Genomic DNA, 17,128 nt, shown 5'->3' with positions numbered 1-17,128 from the left:
CGGATCTCACGGGGGCTCAGGGATATCGGCTGCGTCGTGGCTGGCCTGAGCGTGATCTACCACCAGACGTGGGTCGCGGCGGTCCCGTCCGAGGCGCTGCTGCTGGCGGCCGTCACGCTGCTGACCGGCCCGGCGGTGGGCGGCGTCCTGGGGCTGCGGCGGGAGACGGGCGAGAGCACGTCCAGCGGGTCTGGCTCACCGTCGCAGCCCTCGCCGTCGCCGCCGTCCTCATCGTCGCCAGCCACCTGATCCGGGGCGGGTGAGTGCGGTGACGGAGCGCGGCTGGCGGGTGCTGCTGGTGGTGCTCGTGACCGCCGTGGTGGCGCTCGGCGTGGCGGTGGCCGTCGCGGGCCGGGCGCTGCGGGCTGCCGAGGAGGCGCGGGCGGAGGCGCAGGCCCGCTCGTGTGCCCTGGTCATCGCGTTCGACAGCGCCTACCGGCAGGCACCGCCGCAGACCCCGGCGGGCAGGGAGATCGCGGAGCAGATCCGCTACCTGCGTCGGCTCTACGACTGCCCGGCCTGACGGGGCTCGCACCGGTGCCGGTCCTGGGTGACCAGCCCGCATCCCTGCCGGCGGCACCGCCACTGCCGGCCCATCACCCGGCAGCCGGGCACCGGGCAGGCACCCGCTCGGGCGTCCGGGCGGTGTGCAGGGCGGTCGTCTCCAGCAGGGCCAGCGCGACGGCGACCAGACCGGGGATGGCGGCCTCCGGCTCGCGGGCGACCAGACCGTTGAAGGCGTCGATCTCGCCCTGCTGCACGAGAGTGAGGAGGGCGACGCCGTGGGCCATGGACTCGGTGGGGGTCATGGGTGCAGGGTGCCGCCGCCTGCCCCGCGCTGGTCGGACAGCCTGTGCGTCGGTCACCGCGCCGACACGGAGGCCACGCTAGGTAGTGGTATGGTCACGCGACGGCTCCAGTTGATGAGAGAAGGTCGGCTCGAGGGTGGCCGCGCCGACGGGGCCAGCGTGCCGGGGCGGCGGGGCGGGGAGCAACCGCGGGCGGGGCGGGCTGTGGATGACGGCCGGGCTGTGGACAGACGCCTGATCATGCGGGCGGCGTGGTAGGGCGGGCGGGGGAAAGCGGTTTCCGGCTGGTCTGACCGGGCGTGCCGGTGGGGCCGGGTCTCCCCGGCCCCCGCCCGGTCAGTCCAGGTTGGCGCAGGGGCAGCTCGTCTTCGGGGCCCGCTCCTCGGCGGTGTCGCAGGTGTGGCACCACCGGTAGCCGGTCTCGGGGTCGGTGGTGTAGTTGCCCTCGGCGCAGTGGTCCGGGCACACGATCCAGCCGGTGTTGCGGCAGTGGCGGCAGCGGGTGGAGAGGACCTGCTCGACGCTCATGGCCTGGATCTCGGTCTCGATCTCGCTGTAGGTCATCCGGGTCCGGGTGGTGGTGGCCATCTCGTGTCTCCCTCGCTCGCTGTCTCGCTTGCCCCTCTGCCAACAAGTTTGGCATAGCCACTTGGCATCACGCAAGGGGCTAGGCCAACTTGTTTTGCCAAGTCGGTTGTGTCACACTCGACGCATGGACGAACTGGAGACCGCCGGCCGCGAGCACGCCGCCGCCAAGGCCGCGTACGAGGCCACCCGCGCCCGCCTCGCCGAACTGGTCGTCGCCGCCGCCCGAGCCGGCCGCAAGCAGGGCGACATCGTCAAGGCGAGCGGGTACACCCGGGAGCGCGTCAGGCAGATCTGCCGCGCCGCCGGGATCGACCCCGCGTAGCCCCGCCCAAACGCACTGCGGCCCCGCTCCCCTCACCGGGGGCGGGGCCGCTTCGTCGTACCTGGGTCAGAGCGCCAGCCACACCAGCGCACCGGCACCGCCGAGCACCACCAGCACGACCACGATCCAGCCGGCGGCCTCCCGGGCGAGCCACATCGCCTCGCCGAGCCAGCCGGCGGCCCAGGACCACGCCCAGGCCGCCCGCTCCCACCGCCGCGCGGCCTCCCAGGTGACCAGCGCGCCCGTCGCGATCCCCGCCCCGTAGGCGATGACCATGGCCCTCATGTCTCACTCTCCGTGTCTCCTGGTGGCGTACGGACCGTCCGTACACCGGGCGTGCGTACGCCGTCCGTACGCCCCTCTATCTGGACCCGGCCCCGATCGTGCGGAGCGTCCGTACCGTCCGCACGATCGGGGCTGTGGTCACTGGTTGTCACGCCGGTTGGGGTACGCGGATCTTGTAGACGCCCCGTGACGGCTTCTGGAGCAGGGCGTCCGGGCCGCTGCACAGTCGGCGTAGCTCGGACTGGATCCAGCTACTGGTGAGGCCGGTGGCCTCCATGACGTCGCCCAGCTCGGACGGGGCGATGGTGTCGGTGCCGGCGGCGTGCAGCCGGAGCAGGTAGTCCCGCATCCATGCCCGGGCCTCTTCGGTCTTCATGGGCGGGGTGCGGAGCTGTCCGAAGGCCAGCCGGGGCATGTCGGCGGGGATGTCGATGGGCTGGGTCGGGTCGATGTCGTCCGGCGGCTCGGCGAGGTTGAGCGCCCGGTTGAGCTGGCGCTCCTCCTGGGCCTCGTCGTCGGCGGGCTGCTGGACCACGGGCGGCTCCTCGGGGCGGGGGGTGGTAGCCGGCGCGACCGGCGGGACGGTGCGGCAGGCGGCCACCGCCGAGGCCCGGTCGTCCTCGTCGACCAGGTAGGTGCGTCCGGGCAGCACCCAGCGGGTCGGGTCGGTGCCGGGCACCTCGGCGTAGAGGCAGCCCGGCCGGTCGGCCTTCCACTCCCACGGCGCAGCCCCGGCCCGCAGCGTCCGCTCGGCCAGGGCCATATCCGCGTCGTCGGCGGACTCGACGCCCAGGCACAGCGACCCGCCGATGTTCGCGCGGGCGCTGGTCGGGAACCGGTCGTACGAGGCCCTTTGCAGGCCGAACAGCAGGCTGATGCCCACCGACCGGCACTCCTCGGTCAGGTCGGTGATGGCCCTGTTCCCGGCGGACACCTGCGCGGCCTCGTCGACCACCGCCACCCGGTAGCGCAGGCCCTGCCGCCCGGCCTCCGGCGTCCACTGCTTGAACTTCCGGTCGCCGAGCCACTTCGCCCGCCGCGCCACGTCCTGGTGGAGGGCGTCGAGCATGTCCTCGACCTCGTCCTCGGTGGTGGCGACCCGGGTGGCGCCGCGCCGCAGCCACTCCGGCAACTGGGCCCCCTTGCGGGGGTCCCCGAACCACAGTTCTGCGTCGTGCCGAGAGAGCACCTCGGCGGCGAGGGTGAGCAGCAGTTCCGTCTTCCCGGCTCCGGACATGCCGACGACCAGGTAGTGGGCGGCGTTGCGGCTGGCGGCGTGGTCCCCGGGCAGCCAGATCAGCAGCGGCTCTCCGTCCTCCATCACGCCCAGCTCGATCGGCGCGGCGATCGACTCGTTCGGTGCGGACAGGCCCGGCCACGGCTTGGCGGTGCGGAGCTGGTCGACGGGCACGACCTCGACCCGGCCGCGCTGGGCCGAGTCGGGGTCGGCGATGACCCGCACCGCCGTGGGGGCCACGTCCAGGGCCGACGCGAGGGATTCCCGGTCGCCGGCCAGCTCGCTGATCGGCGTGCCCGGCTCCATTCGCACCGGCATGCTCGCCTTGGCCCCGACGATCTGGGTGCGGCCGAGGCGGGCGCCGCGCAGAGTCTTGACCGCCTCGGCCAGGCCACCGCCCTGCTCGGTTTGCTGCTCGCCGCTCTGCCCGGACCGCAGCACCCGGATCGCGGCCATGGCGATGCTGGCGGTGGGGGCCCCGATCAGCCACATGTCCAGCCACGGGCGGGACCACGGCCCGGACAGCATCGCCCCGATCGTCCAGGTGCTGGCGGCCACGCAGGTCAGCGTGGACACGGCCTGCCGGACGATGCCCCGGGCGGCGGCGGCCCGCCAGGTCAACCCGGTCAGCGCGGTGCCGGCGAGGGTGAGCCCGGCGGCGGCGGCTCCGGCGACGGGGGCGCTGTCGGCCCAGTAGGCGTGCGCACCGGCCGAGGCCAGCCACAGGCCGGCGGCCCCGGCCGGGGTGACCAGGTACGGCCACAGCGGGATCCGCACCGTGTGGGCGCTGGTGGAGACGCCGTCGTAGCCGGCGTTGCGGGGCATCCGGGTCGTGGTCTTACCCATGGCTGGCTCCTCGTCAGGCCTTGAAGCGGAAGTCGTTGCGGCGCGGCTTGTGGCCGGCGGCCTCCAGCTCCGGCAGGTACACGGCCTGGAAGCGGGTGGCGGCGGTGACGATGTACCGGGACGCGATGACCAGGGACTCGGACGCCTGCTGGATCGGGCGGGCGACCTGCCGGGCGCGGGCCCGGCCGGACATGCCGCCGACCAAGCCCGGGTTGACGGCGCGGAGTCGGGCGTCGATCTCGCTGGCGACGATCCCGAGCTCCAGGGCGCCCGCGTGGATGACCCTGCGGGTGTTCTCGCACCACTCCAGGAGGGCGACGTTGTCGGTGATCGCGTCGGCGGACACGAAGTAGCGGTTGCCGCCGGGCTGCTGGGGTTGCGTCATGCTGGTGGTGCCTCCTTGGTGAGGTGGTGCGGGGCCCGGCCGGGCTGTAGGAGGTGCTGGCCGGGCACCGCGGTCTACTGGGTGGTGATCCGGGCGCGGATGCCGGCGCGGGTGGCCTCGGCGAGCCGGGCGGCCACGTCGCCGAGGCTGGTGGCGGGCAGGGTGACGGTGCGGCCGGTCAGCGCGGTGGCCGGGGAGCCGGCCGGCACGGTGCCGGTGATCAGGTAGCGGGTCATGGCGGGCCTCCTCAGCGGCCGATCGAGCGGCGGAGGAGGGACCGGATCGCCGCGGCTCCCGGCCCCTTGCTGGCGGCGTGCTGGGCGCAGTGCTCCGGCCAGTTCGGGTCGGCGGGCACGTCGGGCAGCTCGACCTCACAGCCGCCCTGGAGGCAGCGCTTGGGCTCGGTCATCAGGACTCCTCGGGTCAGTGGGTGTGGCCGTTGACGGGCTTGGTCTCGGTGAGCTGCTTGACGTGGCGGCGCAGCGTCGCCTCTGGCACGTCCGCGTCACGGGCCGCGCCACGGATCGACACCCGCCGCGTCAGCACCGCGTCGGCGGCCTGCGCCAGGGCCGCGTCACGGTCGGCAGGCGGGGCGCTCACTGGGCGCCGCATCACCACCTCGCGGGTGCGTCGGGCCCCCGCGTCGAGGCGCGTCAGGGTGCGCGCTGCTGGCTGCGTCACGGGGTGCGTCACCGCAGGCAGGGCGGGTGACGCGGGCTGCTCGACCGGTGCGTCACCGGGCTGCGTCACGGGCGCGTCAACCGGCCCTGCCGGCTGCGTCACCGGCAGGGCCGGGAGCGCGTCAGCGGCGGCCGGCGCGGGGTGCGTCACGAGCGGCGCGGTGAGGTCCAGGTCGGCGATCCGGGGCGCGTCAGCCCACGGCTTCGCCTTGCTGGCGTAGTCGACGAGGACCCCGATCAGCCAGGCGACCACGGCCGCGCCGATCGCCCCCACCGAGTGCGCCAGGGCTTCGCCGACGGCCGCGACCCGGTCGTGCTGGCCGGTCCACCCGCCGAGCAGGTTCAGCAGCACCGAGAAGCTCAGCGCGCCCCACTTGGCCACCCCCGCCCGCCAGTCAGTCTGCCCGCCGGACATCCGCAGCACCGACCCGGCGAGGATGATCCCGACGGCCACCGCGATCAGCAGCGGCTCCACCGCCCACGCGGCCCACCAGCCGGCCGAGTGCTTCTCCAGGCCCAGCAGCGTCACCATGCCCCGCTGCACACCGGGCGTGGAGTAGGCGGCGAACCCGGCCACCAGGGGCAGGCCGGCCAGCAGCGCGTACCGGCGGACCCCGGCGACCCGCAGCGCCCGCACCTCCGCGGACCGCTGGATGTCGGCGCGGATGCGGGCGCGGGTGCCGGACCGGGCGGCCCGCCGGTACAGGGCGGCCAGCTCCGCGCCCTCGGTCTCGTCGCGGTCGCGCTCACGGCGGGCACGCCGGCGGCTGGTGGAGGTCTCGTCGAGGTCGGCGAGGGCGTCGCGGTGCTCGGCGTCGAGGCGGCGGCGCTCGCGCTGGTCGGTGCGCTGCACGTCGATGACGGCCCGCTCTTCGGCGAGGCGCTCGGCGAGCTGCTCGGCGGTCTCGGTCGTCTTCATGCCGCCATCATGGCGTGTCTGTCGCTTCTGGCGCAAGTGTCGTGACTGACGTAGCGTGTCGGCGTGGCTATCAGTGGCGCGACTGGCGTGAGATCATCCCGAAGGAGACGTCGTCGAATCGGGGAGCGCAGGGTGAACAGCAGCGTATGGATCAGCCCACGAGAGGCGGCCGAGCTGCTGGAGGTCTCCGAGCGCACCGTTCAGCGCTCCCTCCAGGACGAGGAGCAGCGCGCCCGGGAGTGGGGTGCCGAGGGTGAGGGCTGGCGGCACAAGCCGCTGTCGACCCGGGGCCTATACCAGCTCCGGCGGTCGGTGGTGGAACGGAAAGCCGGCCGGCCGGAGCAGTAGCCCCAGACACCGCAGCCCCCGACCACGCCGGCCGGGGGCTGTCTCGCGTCCAGGGTCAGGGCCGCCCCGCCTCCGACCGCGCCCAGGCGAGCTGCTCGCAGGCGGACGCCGTGCAGTGCCGGCACCGGCGACCGCCCCGGTGCGCGGCCAGGGTGAGGCGGACGGCGGACCGGACCACCTCGGGGCTGAGCACCACGTCCATCCGGGTCACCAGACGACGCCGACCACGAGCAGGACCAGGACCACGACGGCGCAGAGCACGCCGTAGGCGTACTGCCAGCGGGTGACCGGCGGGGAGGTCGGGCGGGGCGGGATGGGCACGCCCTGGCCGTCGGGGAGGGGCGGCGGGCCACCGGGGACCGGGTGCGCGCCGGGGCAGGGGCCGTCGGTGGGGCGCTCGCGCATGGTGCCTCCCTGCGTAGGGGTAGTCACTCCCCGCAGCGTAGGCCTGCATGCCTACATGACTACCTAACTCCCTCGGTGAGTCGCGCGACCTACCGTCTACTAGTGATCAACCCGGGCGCTGACCGCCCCGTTTACCGGCAGGTCGCTGACGTGCTGAAAGAGCGCATCCGCGCAGGTCAGGGCGTACCGTCCACCCTGCACATCAGCCAGGAGTTCGGTATCAACCGGATCACCGCCCGCCGCGCCCTGGACGTGCTGGTCGGGGAGGGTTGGATCGTCGTACGTCAGGGCTACGGTCCGGTCGTGCTGGAGCGCGACGACGGCGGCGAGATCGAGACCGTCCGGCTGCCCCGGGGGGCGACACTGGACATCCGCCAGGCCACTGAGCAGGACCGATACGACCTGGGGCTGCCGCTGTCGATGGTGGTCGCGGTGGCCGAGGTGTCCATCGGGGGCCGGTCAAGGATCTACCGCGCGGACCGGACCAGGTTCACGTCCGCCTGAGCATCCCAAGATCGTCGATCTTGATCGGGTCCTGATCTGCCCGACACGCCCGTCCCGTCACGATCCGCTCATCATGAATGCCCGTTTTGGGCGCATCCGCATATCGTACACACGTACGACGGTCGAATTGACCGATTCGGCCCTACTCTGCATAGTGCGCCGTCTATGCATGACTACGGCATAGATCGAACCCCTCACGTCTCGTGATCAGCCTGACCAATCGGTCAGGGTAAGTGGTCCGCGAGAGATGCACGAATCTCGTACAGTGATCTCCTAATCACCCCCGCGGGCAGGGCAGAGGTACCAAGGGACAGTCCCGCCCACCGTACTGATCGTCGATGCACCACCCCGTAAGGCCCGGCCGACCGCCCGCGACGGCGCCGGGCCCGGGAGGCCGGACCCGCGAGCCGACCTCCGATCACTCGTTCGCTCTACCGATCGGAGACGCACATGCACCGCCGCTTCGGCCCAATGGCCGTCGCCACCACCCTCATCACCCTCGGCGCGCTGCTCATCGCCACCTTCACGGTCGCCGCCTTCCTCATCCACACCGTGACGCCCAAGCTCCTCGTTCCGGCCGTTGTCGGTCTGGCCCTGATCCAGGTCGGCGTCTGGACCGCAGGTCGCGTGTCGGGGGTCCAGCGGACCATCGACACGCTCGCGGCGGCCCTCCGGGAGCCTGGCCACTAAGGCCCATCTGTCCCCAGGATGTCCCCACACGATGAGCAGCGGCCCCTCGGATCGATGTCCGAGGGGCCGTTTTTCCTTGTAGAACGCGGTGGGGCGGGCGGGACTCGAACCCGCGACCGAGGGATTATGAGTCCCCTGCTCTAACCCGCTGAGCTACCGCCCCCTGTTTCGTGCGCCGGATCCTAACCCGGCCAGTCGATCACAGCCACCGCCTTAGGGGGCGGACGAGCCCTCGCCCACGCGCGACCAGGGACGCGCCGTCCAGCGCGACACCCGCGACGATCCGCACGGTGGGCAACGCGAGGATAACAGTGCGCATCCGTACCGGGATGACCGGTGCGCCCGGCTCGGCGGCCGGTCCGACGGTGTCAGCCGGCCCGCAGGTCGGCGAGGATCGCCCCCGCCGCCCGCCAGCCGCTGGCCAGGGCCCCTTGGATGGAGGGGCTGTCCCGATGGTCGCCGGCGACGTACCGGCCGTCGCCGAGGGAGACCGGCTTGCGCAGCCGGCCCTGCGGGGGTGGCGTGGCGGGCAGCGCGGCGGGGATCGAGACGGTACGCAGGTGGGTCCAGCCAGCCGTGGACCGGCCGTAGAGCCGGGCCAGTTCCGACCGTACGGTCGACTCGGGTGGCGCCGAGGGGCCGACCACCGAGGTGGCCACCAGGTGCCGCCCCGCCGGGGCGTACGTGGGCGCGGCCCGACTGACCACCACCGTGTTGGCGACGAGTTCCCGACGGTCGCCGTCGAGCAGCAGGATCGGCTCGTCAAGCGGTGCCTCGTCGGTGCTGTGGTAGTACGTCGTGTACCCGTGCATGCGTACCGTCGGCAGGGCCGGCAGCAGGGTACGGACCGTCGGTGGGTCGACCGCGACCAGGACGGCCCGGCAGCGGAGGTCGCCGGCCTGGGTGCGGACCCGGCCGGGCGCGACCTCGGCGACCGGCGTGTTCGTCTCGATCAGGTCGGCGGGGAGCGGGCCGGCGACGGCCCGGGGCAGCGCCCCCATCCCCTCGGCCGGCACGCCGACCCGGCCCCGCGCGAACGAGCGCAACACCATGGCCAGTACCCGGCTGGAGGTCTCCAGTTCCCGGTCGACCAGCACACCGGAGAGGAACGGCCGGAGCAGTTCCTCGACGAACGCCGCGGAGAGGCCGGCCCGGCGCAGCGCCTGGTCGGTGCTGGTCTCCGGGGCGGTGAGCAGCCGGTCGGCCGGCAGGGTGGCGCAGCCGGCGGCGAGCGCGGCGAACCGGAGCCGGTCGGCCAGCGAGCCGACCCCGTCCAGCACACCGGGCACCGCCCCGGCCGGCTCGCGGACCGGGTTGACCAGCCGGTGCAGCCGCTCCCCCCGGCGCACCGCCACACCCGAGGTGAACCAGCCCAGCCCCAACCGCCCCGTGTCCAGCAGGCCGCCCAGCCTCGGGTACGCGGTGTTGAGCACCTGGAACCCCCGATCCAGCAGGTACCCGTCCACCGCGTCGGTCGCGACCCGACCACCCAGCCGATCGGCGGCCTCCAGCAACCGCCACGGCACACCGGCCCGATGCAACCGCCGAGCAGCGGCCAGCCCAGCCAACCCCCCACCCACGATCACCACATCCGTCTCCACACCCACCCGCCCCCTAGCCCCGCGCCCCCTGCCCCGCGCGATCTTGCACGTACGGCCCCCGCATATGCCGCAGAAGCCGCATCCCGGGGGCCGCACCTGCAAGATCGCCGAGTGGCGACTCCGTTACGTACTCATTCTGGCGACGGTAAGGACCTGGAACCGGTCAAACATCCCAGCAGGCCCGCCACCTCGGGCACGACGGCCACGCCGGCCACCACGCGGGCGGGCAAGGCGGGCGAGGGGTGGGGCGGCTGTGGTGGGAGACGACGATGCCCGTCGGCGGGGCCGACGGGCATGTGGTGGGATGGCTCCCCCGTTTGGACTCGAACCAAAAACCTGCCGGTTAACAGCCGGCTGCTCTGCCAATTGAGCTACGGGGGACCGCTGTCCGCTCGGCCCCGGATCTCTCCGGCACCGTGCGACGGCACAAGAGTACAGGACTTCCCCGGGTTTCGGTCCAGGGGGTTACCGGTCGACCGTGGTTGGGGGCCGCGAACTGCCACGAGCTGCCGGGGAGCCACGGCCGACCGCTCCCGATCATGGTCGCCGCGCCCGGAGAACGGGACAAATCGCCATCCTGGCGCCTGGAGGTATGACGGCGGAGAAGGATGGGTAGTTAGCTGCCGACAGAGGACGTAGGCGCGAAATGGTCGCTCCCGCCGGGGTACCCGGCCGGGCGACCGGTGCGTCAGGTACGAAAGGAGCCGCCATGCGCGGAAAGATCTTGTTCCTTGGCGGGCTGGCTGCGGGATTCGTCCTGGGCGCCCGTGCCGGCCGGGAGAAGTACGAAGAGCTGGTCGTCCGGGGCCGCAAGGTGCTGGACCACCCCACCGTGCAGGAGGCGGCGGGGGTCGCGCAGGCCCAGGCGACCCGGCTCTACAGCGAGGGCAAGGACCGGCTCAACCACTCCAAGCTCGGCGAGAAGCTGTCCAGCAACGGCAGCGGGCAGTTGACCGCCGCCGACAGCGCCCACGCCGGCACCCCGGCCACCGTCGGCGCGAAGGCGAACAGCCCGGCCAGTTCCACCGGGTCGACGTCCACCGGGTCGACGTCGGGCAGCGGTACCGCCCGGACCAGGCCGTCCGGGACGGGCGCCAACGGCACCGCGCCCTGACCGACCCCACGCGGCGGGCACGACGTGTCGACGGGCCGGACACCTCGCGGTGTCCGGCCCGTCGGTCTACTCAGTCCCGGTTGCTGCTGAACGCGGCGTCGAACGCCGCCGACGGGGCGTCGAAGGCGAGCCGGCGGACGAACTGGAGCGCCTCGGGCGCGCCGACGAGGCGGTCCATGCCGGCGTCCTCCCACTCGATGGAGATCGGGCCGGTGTAGCCGATCGCGTTCAGCGCCCGGAAGGAGTCCTCCCACGGCACGTCGCCGTGGCCGGTGGAGACGAAGTCCCAGCCCCGGCGCAGGTCCGCCCAGGGCAGGTGGGAGGCGAGCCGGCCGCGCCGGCCGTCACCCGTACGGACCTTCGCGTCCTTGCAGTCGACGTGGTAGATCCGGTCGGCGAAGTCGAAGATGAAGTTCACCGGGTCCAGTTCCTGCCACACGAAGTGCGACGGGTCCCAGTTCAGCCCGAACGCCGGCCGGTGCCCGATCGCCTCCAGCGTCCGCTTGGTGGTCCAGTAGTCGTAGGCGATCTCGCTGGGGTGCACCTCGTGGGCGAAGCGGACCCCCACCTCGTCGAAGACGTCCAGGATCGGGTTCCACCGGTCGGCGAAGTCCTGGTAGCCCCGCTCGATCATGGCCGGCGGCACCGGCGGGAACATCGCCAGGGTGTGCCAGATCGACGAGCCGGTGAAGCCGACGACCGTCTTCACCCCGAGCTTCGCGGCGGCCCGCGCGGTGTCCTTGATCCGCTCGGCGGCCCGCTGGCGGACGCCCTCGGGCTCGCCGTCGCCCCAGATGTCGGCCGGCAGGATGTCCTGGTGGCGCTCGTCGATCGGGTGGTCGCAGACCGCCTGGCCGACCAGGTGGTTGGAGATCGTCCAGACCTGGAGGTTGTACTTGGCCAGGGTCTCCCGCTTCCGGTCGACGTACGAGTCGTCGGCGAGTGCCTTGTCGACCTCGAAGTGGTCACCCCAACAGGCGATCTCCAGGCCGTCGTAGCCCCACTCGGAGGCGAGCCGGCAGACCTCCTCGAACGGCAGGTCGGCCCACTGGCCGGTGAAGAGCGTGATGGGTCGCGCCATGTGTCCTTCTCCCCTATGGGTGTGGGGGATTCCTGTACGGACCGGGGCGAGGGTGACCGGGACGGGCCGGTGTGGGCGGCTGCCGCCTCGGAGCACCGGTGGGTGCGACGGTCCGCACCTGGGCCCAGCGGGTTGCGCCTCCCGCCGGGTCACCGGCCACCTCGACGGTCGCCGCTTCCACTCTAGGACCACCACCGCCCGTTGCGGAAGGCCAGCCCGCCCCGGGTGGACCGCCGGTCAGGGCAGGGTCCAGCGCTGGTTCGCCCCGGTGTGACAGGTCCACAGGTGCACCGGCTGGCCGTCGGCGGAGCTGTTCGCCGACACGTCCAGGCACTTGCCCGACTGCGGGTTGCGCAGCGTCTGGTCCGGCTGCGCGGACCAGGTCTGGGCGCCGCTGCCGTTGCACGTCCAGAGCTGGATCTTCGTCCCGTCGGCCGCGCCGCCGCCGGAGACGTCCAGGCACTTGCCCAGCGCCCGGACCGGCCCGTTCGGGGTCACCGTCCAGGTCTGGGCGGCGGCGCCGGTGCAGGTCCAGAGCTGGATCTGGGTACCGTCGGCGGTGGCCCCGCCGCGCACGTCGAGACACTTGCCGGCGAGGCCGCGCACCGGGCCCGAGCCGCCGGTGCCGCCGCCCCGGACCAGGGTGACGTCGTCCACGTCGAACAGCCCCGAGCCGGACCCGGTGAAGGTCAGGTACAGGTCGCGGGGGCCCGACGGCACCCCGGTGAGGGTGGTGGTGACGTCGGCGAAGGTGTTCCAGCCGCCCGTGTTCGGCACCGCCACCTGCCCCAGCAGGGGGCCGGTGGGTGAGCCGGTCCGGACCCCGATGGTGCCGCCCGCCCCGCCGGAGACCACCCGGGCCCGCAGCGCGGTCACCCCGGTCAGGTCGAGCCCGGCGTAGCCGGCCCAGTCGCCCGGGTCGACGTGCCCCAGGGTCTGTCCGCCGTTGGCCCCGGCCTTGGCGTACGGGGAGACGCCCTGGGCGGTGCTGAACGCCTCGGCCTGGACGGTGGTGTTCCCACCCGGCGCGCCCAGTTCCCTGATCCGGACGTTGCGGAACGACACCTCGTCGTCCGCGCCGTGGTTCTGCAGGCCGACGTGGCCGGCGAGCGAGCGGGCCGGGTCGGTGTTGGTGAAGTCGTTGATCTTCACACCGTTGAGGAGGATCTGCAGCCGCTCCCCCTCGACCAGCAGTTCGTAGGTGTTCCACTCGCCGGGCGGGTTCAGCGCCGCGTCGCGGGCCGCCAGGTCGGCGGACTTGAACGTGTAGACCGCGCCGGTGGTCCGGTCGGCGGCGTCGGTGGCGTCGATCTGGATCTCGTACCCGTTGTTCACCGCCGACCAGGGGTCCGACGAGGGCGGGAAGCCGATGAAGACACCCGAGTTGTCGTCCCCGGCCATCCGCCAGTCCAGCTTGAGCGAGTAGTTGGTGAACTGCTTCGCGCTGTACCAGTACAGCCCCATCCCGCCGGTGGAGGTGAGGGTGGCGTCGGCGTTGGTGAAGCCGCCCGGACCGGCCTGCGACCAGCCGGTGGTGGCGCCGTCGTAGAGGGGGGTGTAGCCGGTCTCCGGGCGGCAGTCGGCCTTGGCCCGGCCGGCCGCGTACCGGATGCCGCCGAGCAGGTGCGCCCGGAACGCCGGCTCGGCGTACGACGCCTGGGTGTGCCCGCCGCCGGTGTAGAAGGACCGGCCCCCGCTGTACGTCTTGCACCAGGCGTGCGGGTGGTCCGCGCCCATCCGGCCGCCCGAGTACGACGACTCGTCCAGCGTGGCCAGCACCCGGGCGGTGGAGCGGGCGTTGGTCTGGTAGTCGTACCACTCGTCGGTGCGGTTCCAGGCGCGCGGCAGGTGGGCGGTGGCCGGGTGGGCCCGGTCCTGCACGGTCACGGTGGCCGGCTGGATCGCCGGGTGCGCGGCGAAGTACGCCCCGACCAGGTTGCCGTAGAAGGACCAGCCGTACTCGGTGTCGGCGGCGGCGTGCACCCCGACGAAGCCGCCGCCCGCGCCGATGTACGCCTCGAAGGCGGCCTGCTGGCTGTCGTTGAGCACGTCCCCGGTGGTGTTGAGGAAGACCACCGCCTCGTACCGGGACAGGGTGCCGGTGGTGAACGTGGTCGGGTCCTCGGTGGCGGTGACCGTGAAGTTGTTGGCCGCGCCGAGGTCCCGGATGGTCTGCGTGCCGACCGGGATGGAGTCGTGCCGGAAGCCGGCCGTGCGGGAGAAGACCAGCACGTCGAAGGGCTCGTCGGCGGCGCTGGCCGGGGTGGCGGGGGTGGTGCAGGCGATGGCGGCGAGGCCGGCGAGGGCCACACCGAGCAGGGATCGGGTACGTCGACGCATCTGTCGCTCTCCCATCGGTCTCAGTGTAAGGAAGGGCCCCTTCTTAACCACATGCGTTAACAGGGGGCCCTTCCTTTCACGTCAGGGCAGGGTCCACTGCTGGTTGGCGTTGGCGTGGCAGGTCCACAGGTGCACGGCCTGCCCGCTGGTGGCGCTGTTGTTCGACACGTCCAGGCACTTGGCGGCGGCCGAGTTGCGCAGGGTGCGGTCGGGCTGGGCCGACCAGTTCTGCGCGCCGGTGCCGTTGCACGTCCAGAGTTGGATCTTCGTCCCGTCGGCCGCGCCGCCGCCGGAGACGTCCAGGCACTTGCCCAGCGCCCGGACCGGCCCGCCGGGGGTCACCGTCCAGGTCTGCGCGGCGGTGCCGTTGCAGGTGTGCACCTGCACCTGGGTGCCGTCGGCGGTGCCCGCCCCGCGGACGTCCAGGCACAGGCCGCCGAGCCCGACCACCGGTCCGGTCCGGTTGCCGCTCGGGCTGGTGGCGAAGGTGAACGAGTCCAGGTCGTACAGGGCGCCGGCCCCGCCGGCGAAGGTGAGGTACAGGGTGGTGGTGCCGGCGGGTGCGCCGGCGAGCGTCCCGGTGACCGTGGTGAAGACGTCCCAGCCGCCGGTGACCGGCACGGTCGCCGACCCGAGGACGGCCCCGGTGGCGGAGCCGGCCCGGACCTGGAGGGTGCCGCCCGCCCCGGCGGAGGAGACCCGGGCGCTGAACGAGGTGGCGTCGCCCAGGTGGTACGGCTGGAAGGAGATCCAGTCCCCGTTCTGGATGTCGCCGACGGTCCGGCCGCCCTCGGCGGTGGGCTTGTCGAAGACGTTCACCCCGGAGGCGGTCCGGAAGTGCTCGGCCTGCCGGTGGCGGGGCTGGAGGATGTGCTGGGTGTGCGTGGTCAGCCCGCCGGAGTCGGTGTACTCGGCGTCGAAGACGGCGAAGATGTTCGCCGCCGTGTCGTGCTCGCCGTCGACCGGGACGGTGATCTCCCCGGTGCAGCCGTTCTTCGCGGTGATCTGGTGGCCGTGCTGGTCGTGGCCGAGGATGTAGGTCATCGTGACCTTGGCGCAGTCGACCGGGCCGTCCTCCGGGTCGGTGACGGTGATCCGGAACGGCACCGTGTCGCCGAAGGAGAAGAGCCGGCCCTCGCCCGGGGCGTCGATCCGGACCGTCGGGGCGGTGTTGCCGACGGTGATCTGCACGCTGCTGGTGCCGGTCGCGCCCTGCGGGTCCCGGACGGTCAGCGTCGCGGTGTACCGCCCGTTGGCGGAGTACGTCTTGGTCGGGTTGGCGGCCGTCGAGGTGGTGCCGTCGCCAAAGGCCCAGGAGTACGTCAACGCGCCGCCGTCGGGGTCGGTCGAGCCGGCCGAGGAGAAGACGACGGTGAGCGGGGCGGCCCCGGAGGTCCGGTCGGCGGTGGCCACGGCGGTCGGCGCGCGGTTGCCCCCACCGACGTGGTCGAAGCGGTACAGCGCCGAGTTGTGGTCCCCGTTGAAGTAGCCGGTGCCGTAGTCGAGCAGGTAGTACGCCCCGTCCGGGCCGAAGGCCGAGTCCATCACCTGCTTGCCCACCCAGGGGAAGGCGTCGATGACGCCGGGTGCGCCGTCGGCGGTGAGGTGGATCGGCTTGACCCAGCCCCGGCCGAGTTCGGTGGCGAAGAACTGCCCGTCGAAGGACGGCGGGAACTTCGTGGTCGACGGGTTGGCCGCGTCGTACCGGTAGACCGGGCCGGCCATGGGGGACTCGGAGCCGCCGCCGAACTCCGGTGGCGAGCCGGCGTCGCCGCCGTACCGGATCCAGGCGGGTCGGGCGGCGGGCAGGGTGCTCAGGCCGGTGTTGCGGAACGAGTTGTTGGTGGGGCCGGTGGCGCAGGCGTACCGCGCGCCGCCGGTGCCGGCGGCGAAGTCCCACTCGGTGTAGGTCTCGGTGGCGGTGTTGCTGCCGGTGCAGTACGGCCAGCCGTAGTTGCCGGGCGCGGTGATCCGGTTAAACTCGACCTGCCCGGCCGGTCCCCGGGTGGCGCTGGTGGTGCCGGCGTCCGGCCCGTAGTCGCCGACGTAGACGTGGCCGGTGGCCTTGTCCACGCTCATCCGGAACGGGTTGCGGAACCCCATGGCGTAGATCTCGGGCCGGGTCCGGGCGGTGCCGGGCGGGAAGAGGTTGCCGGCCGGGATCGAGTACGACCCGTTCGCGTTCACCCTGATCCGCAGGATCTTGCCGCGCAGGTCGTTGGTGTTGGCGGAGCTGCGCTGCGCGTCGTACGCCGGGTTGCGGTTGGTCCGCTCGTCGATCGGGGCGTACCCGGCGGAGTCGAACGGGTTGGTGTCGTCGCCGGTGGAGAGGTAGAGGTTGCCGGCGGCGTCGAAGTCGATGTCCCCGCCGACGTGGCAGCACATGCCCCGGTCGGCGGGGACGTCCAGCACGTCGACCCGGCTGGCCTGGTTGAGGCTGAAGTCGGCGCCGAGGGTGAACCGGGAGAGCCGGTTGACGCCCTGCCAGGCGGAGAAGTCGGTGCCGGTGGCCGGGGCGTCCCCGGTGGGGGTGGCCAGCGGCGGGGCGTAGTACAGGTAGACGTGCCGGTTGGTGGTGAAGTTCGGGTCGACCCCGATGCCCTGCAGGCCCTCCTCGTCGTGGGTGTAGACCGGCACGGTGCCGATGACGGTGGTGGTGCCGGCCGCGTCGGTGCGGCGGACGGTGCCGTTGCGGGCGGTGTGCAGGACCGACCGGTCGGGCAGCACGGCCAGGGACATCGGTTCGCCGACCTCGGCGACGCCCCGGGCCAGTTCGACCTGCTGGAAGTCGGTGGCGGCGATCGGGTGGGCCGAGGCGGTCGTCGCCCCGCCGAGCGGGGCGGGGGCGACACTCAGGGCGAGGGGGCCGGCGGTGGCCGCGAGGAGCAGCGCGGCACCGGTGGCGGCCCAGCGGCGGGCTCGGGTGGTGGGGGTGGGGGTGGGGGTGGACATCGTCCTGCTGTCCCTTCCTGAC

General features: G+C 73.0%; 21 protein-coding genes and 2 tRNA genes. 6 read left to right on the top strand and 17 right to left on the bottom strand.

The annotated features are described in order from the left end of the window. Positions 1-56 precede the first annotated feature (56 nt). Positions 57-245 carry a hypothetical protein gene (locus tag ACQUFX_RS00750; protein WP_428964096.1) on the bottom strand — a complete coding sequence of 63 codons (189 nt, stop codon included), beginning with the start codon at positions 243-245 and terminating at the stop codon, positions 57-59. A gap of 23 nt (positions 246-268) precedes the next feature. On the opposite strand from ACQUFX_RS00750, the gene ACQUFX_RS00745 reads away from it, so the two are divergent. Continuing rightward, on the top strand, positions 269-523 hold the full coding sequence (locus ACQUFX_RS00745) for a hypothetical protein (protein WP_428964095.1): 255 nt from the start codon (positions 269-271) through the stop codon (positions 521-523). Between the two features lie 73 nt (positions 524-596). Here ACQUFX_RS00745 and ACQUFX_RS00740 read toward each other — a convergent pair whose 3' ends face one another. Together ACQUFX_RS00740 and ACQUFX_RS00735 are read right to left on the bottom strand one after the other, a co-directional pair. After that, on the bottom strand, positions 597-809 hold the full coding sequence (locus ACQUFX_RS00740; RefSeq protein ID WP_428964094.1) for a hypothetical protein: 213 nt from the start codon (positions 807-809) through the stop codon (positions 597-599). A gap of 336 nt (positions 810-1,145) precedes the next feature. Next, positions 1,146-1,397 carry a hypothetical protein gene (locus tag ACQUFX_RS00735; RefSeq protein ID WP_428964093.1) on the bottom strand — a complete coding sequence of 84 codons (252 nt, stop codon included), beginning with the start codon at positions 1,395-1,397 and terminating at the stop codon, positions 1,146-1,148. A 124-nt stretch (positions 1,398-1,521) separates the two neighbouring features. Here ACQUFX_RS00735 and ACQUFX_RS00730 point away from each other — a divergent pair, with 124 nt between their 5' ends. Then, positions 1,522-1,719 carry a hypothetical protein gene (locus ACQUFX_RS00730; RefSeq protein WP_428964092.1) on the top strand — a complete coding sequence of 66 codons (198 nt, stop codon included), beginning with the start codon at positions 1,522-1,524 and terminating at the stop codon, positions 1,717-1,719. Positions 1,720-1,785: 66 nt separating this feature from the next. Here the strand turns inward: ACQUFX_RS00730 and ACQUFX_RS00725 are convergent, their stop codons facing one another. The 6 genes from ACQUFX_RS00725 to ACQUFX_RS00700 all read right to left on the bottom strand — a co-directional run bounded on the left by ACQUFX_RS00725 (position 1,786) and on the right by ACQUFX_RS00700 (position 6,071). Then, positions 1,786-2,004 (bottom strand): hypothetical protein, encoded by a 219-nt coding sequence (locus ACQUFX_RS00725; RefSeq protein WP_428964091.1) that lies wholly within the window; start codon positions 2,002-2,004, stop codon positions 1,786-1,788. A gap of 148 nt (positions 2,005-2,152) precedes the next feature. Next, a complete protein-coding gene (locus ACQUFX_RS00720; protein ID WP_428964090.1) occupies positions 2,153-4,087 on the bottom strand; it encodes an FtsK/SpoIIIE domain-containing protein in 1,935 nt (644 codons plus the stop codon). A 13-nt stretch (positions 4,088-4,100) separates the two neighbouring features. Next, positions 4,101-4,472, bottom strand: coding sequence for a hypothetical protein (locus ACQUFX_RS00715; RefSeq protein ID WP_428964089.1), 372 nt, complete (start codon positions 4,470-4,472; stop codon positions 4,101-4,103). A 74-nt stretch (positions 4,473-4,546) separates the two neighbouring features. Next, complete coding sequence (locus ACQUFX_RS00710; protein ID WP_428964088.1) at positions 4,547-4,708, bottom strand: hypothetical protein; 162 nt, start codon at positions 4,706-4,708, stop codon at positions 4,547-4,549. Between the two features lie 11 nt (positions 4,709-4,719). Further along, positions 4,720-4,881, bottom strand: a complete 162-nt coding sequence (locus tag ACQUFX_RS00705) for a hypothetical protein (protein WP_428964087.1) — start codon at positions 4,879-4,881, stop codon at positions 4,720-4,722. A 14-nt stretch (positions 4,882-4,895) separates the two neighbouring features. Beyond that, positions 4,896-6,071 (bottom strand): helix-turn-helix domain-containing protein, encoded by a 1,176-nt coding sequence (locus tag ACQUFX_RS00700; protein WP_428964086.1) that lies wholly within the window; start codon positions 6,069-6,071, stop codon positions 4,896-4,898. 132 nt (positions 6,072-6,203) lie between these two features. Between ACQUFX_RS00700 and ACQUFX_RS00695 the strand changes: the two genes are divergently transcribed. Further along, positions 6,204-6,419 carry a hypothetical protein gene (locus ACQUFX_RS00695; protein ID WP_428964085.1) on the top strand — a complete coding sequence of 72 codons (216 nt, stop codon included), beginning with the start codon at positions 6,204-6,206 and terminating at the stop codon, positions 6,417-6,419. Positions 6,420-6,474: 55 nt separating this feature from the next. Here ACQUFX_RS00695 and ACQUFX_RS00690 read toward each other — a convergent pair whose 3' ends face one another. Further along, positions 6,475-6,630, bottom strand: a complete 156-nt coding sequence (locus ACQUFX_RS00690; RefSeq protein WP_428964084.1) for a hypothetical protein — start codon at positions 6,628-6,630, stop codon at positions 6,475-6,477. After that, on the bottom strand, positions 6,627-6,824 hold the full coding sequence (locus tag ACQUFX_RS00685) for a hypothetical protein (RefSeq protein WP_428964083.1): 198 nt from the start codon (positions 6,822-6,824) through the stop codon (positions 6,627-6,629). Before ACQUFX_RS00685 ends, ACQUFX_RS00690 begins: the two co-directional genes overlap by 4 nt. Positions 6,825-6,974: 150 nt before the next feature. On the opposite strand from ACQUFX_RS00685, the gene ACQUFX_RS00680 reads away from it, so the two are divergent. Both ACQUFX_RS00680 and ACQUFX_RS00675 read left to right on the top strand, forming a co-directional pair. Continuing rightward, positions 6,975-7,328, top strand: a complete 354-nt coding sequence (locus tag ACQUFX_RS00680) for a GntR family transcriptional regulator (protein ID WP_428964082.1) — start codon at positions 6,975-6,977, stop codon at positions 7,326-7,328. A gap of 450 nt (positions 7,329-7,778) precedes the next feature. Beyond that, a complete protein-coding gene (locus ACQUFX_RS00675) occupies positions 7,779-8,018 on the top strand; it encodes a hypothetical protein (protein ID WP_428964081.1) in 240 nt (79 codons plus the stop codon). An 89-nt stretch (positions 8,019-8,107) separates the two neighbouring features. Here the strand turns inward: ACQUFX_RS00675 and ACQUFX_RS00670 are convergent. The 3 genes from ACQUFX_RS00670 to ACQUFX_RS00660 form a co-directional block, all read right to left on the bottom strand. Further along, positions 8,108-8,181: transfer RNA gene (locus ACQUFX_RS00670), tRNA-Ile, on the bottom strand. A 205-nt stretch (positions 8,182-8,386) separates the two neighbouring features. Continuing rightward, a complete protein-coding gene (locus ACQUFX_RS00665) occupies positions 8,387-9,625 on the bottom strand; it encodes an NAD(P)/FAD-dependent oxidoreductase (RefSeq protein WP_428964080.1) in 1,239 nt (412 codons plus the stop codon). Between the two features lie 299 nt (positions 9,626-9,924). Next, positions 9,925-10,000, bottom strand: a tRNA-Asn gene (locus tag ACQUFX_RS00660). 328 nt (positions 10,001-10,328) lie between these two features. On the opposite strand from ACQUFX_RS00660, the gene ACQUFX_RS00655 reads away from it, so the two are divergent. Continuing rightward, positions 10,329-10,733 (top strand): hypothetical protein, encoded by a 405-nt coding sequence (locus ACQUFX_RS00655; protein ID WP_428964079.1) that lies wholly within the window; start codon positions 10,329-10,331, stop codon positions 10,731-10,733. A 70-nt stretch (positions 10,734-10,803) separates the two neighbouring features. On the opposite strand, the gene ACQUFX_RS00650 is transcribed toward ACQUFX_RS00655, so the two are convergent. From ACQUFX_RS00650 to ACQUFX_RS00640, 3 genes are all read right to left on the bottom strand, one after another. Continuing rightward, positions 10,804-11,814 (bottom strand): sugar phosphate isomerase/epimerase family protein, encoded by a 1,011-nt coding sequence (locus tag ACQUFX_RS00650; RefSeq protein WP_067367408.1) that lies wholly within the window; start codon positions 11,812-11,814, stop codon positions 10,804-10,806. A gap of 237 nt (positions 11,815-12,051) precedes the next feature. Beyond that, on the bottom strand, positions 12,052-14,169 hold the full coding sequence (locus tag ACQUFX_RS00645; protein ID WP_428964078.1) for a ThuA domain-containing protein: 2,118 nt from the start codon (positions 14,167-14,169) through the stop codon (positions 12,052-12,054). Positions 14,170-14,235: 66 nt separating this feature from the next. Then, complete coding sequence (locus ACQUFX_RS00640) at positions 14,236-17,106, bottom strand: PQQ-dependent sugar dehydrogenase (protein ID WP_428964077.1); 2,871 nt, start codon at positions 17,104-17,106, stop codon at positions 14,236-14,238. Between the last annotated feature and the right edge of the window lie 22 nt (positions 17,107-17,128).

This window comes from Micromonospora fluostatini, assembly GCF_050410825.1.
Lineage (GTDB): Bacteria > Actinomycetota > Actinomycetes > Mycobacteriales > Micromonosporaceae > Micromonospora > Micromonospora rosaria.
This window is presented reverse-complemented; position numbering and strand designations above follow the sequence as displayed.

Coding starts and splice junctions, on each gene's coding strand:
- ACQUFX_RS00685 (WP_428964083.1), bottom strand. CDS start 6,824: ATGCGCGAGCGCCCCACCGACGGCCCCTGCCCCGGCGCGCACCCGGTC.
- ACQUFX_RS00640 (WP_428964077.1), bottom strand. CDS start 17,106: ATGTCCACCCCCACCCCCACCCCCACCACCCGAGCCCGCCGCTGGGCC.
- ACQUFX_RS00700 (WP_428964086.1), bottom strand. CDS start 6,071: ATGAAGACGACCGAGACCGCCGAGCAGCTCGCCGAGCGCCTCGCCGAA.
- ACQUFX_RS00675 (WP_428964081.1), top strand. CDS start 7,779: ATGCACCGCCGCTTCGGCCCAATGGCCGTCGCCACCACCCTCATCACC.
- ACQUFX_RS00740 (WP_428964094.1), bottom strand. CDS start 809: ATGACCCCCACCGAGTCCATGGCCCACGGCGTCGCCCTCCTCACTCTC.
- ACQUFX_RS00655 (WP_428964079.1), top strand. CDS start 10,329: ATGCGCGGAAAGATCTTGTTCCTTGGCGGGCTGGCTGCGGGATTCGTC.
- ACQUFX_RS00710 (WP_428964088.1), bottom strand. CDS start 4,708: ATGACCCGCTACCTGATCACCGGCACCGTGCCGGCCGGCTCCCCGGCC.
- ACQUFX_RS00645 (WP_428964078.1), bottom strand. CDS start 14,169: ATGGGAGAGCGACAGATGCGTCGACGTACCCGATCCCTGCTCGGTGTG.
- ACQUFX_RS00730 (WP_428964092.1), top strand. CDS start 1,522: ATGGACGAACTGGAGACCGCCGGCCGCGAGCACGCCGCCGCCAAGGCC.
- ACQUFX_RS00720 (WP_428964090.1), bottom strand. CDS start 4,087: ATGGGTAAGACCACGACCCGGATGCCCCGCAACGCCGGCTACGACGGC.
- ACQUFX_RS00705 (WP_428964087.1), bottom strand. CDS start 4,881: ATGACCGAGCCCAAGCGCTGCCTCCAGGGCGGCTGTGAGGTCGAGCTG.
- ACQUFX_RS00735 (WP_428964093.1), bottom strand. CDS start 1,397: ATGGCCACCACCACCCGGACCCGGATGACCTACAGCGAGATCGAGACC.
- ACQUFX_RS00725 (WP_428964091.1), bottom strand. CDS start 2,004: ATGAGGGCCATGGTCATCGCCTACGGGGCGGGGATCGCGACGGGCGCG.
- ACQUFX_RS00650 (WP_067367408.1), bottom strand. CDS start 11,814: ATGGCGCGACCCATCACGCTCTTCACCGGCCAGTGGGCCGACCTGCCG.
- ACQUFX_RS00715 (WP_428964089.1), bottom strand. CDS start 4,472: ATGACGCAACCCCAGCAGCCCGGCGGCAACCGCTACTTCGTGTCCGCC.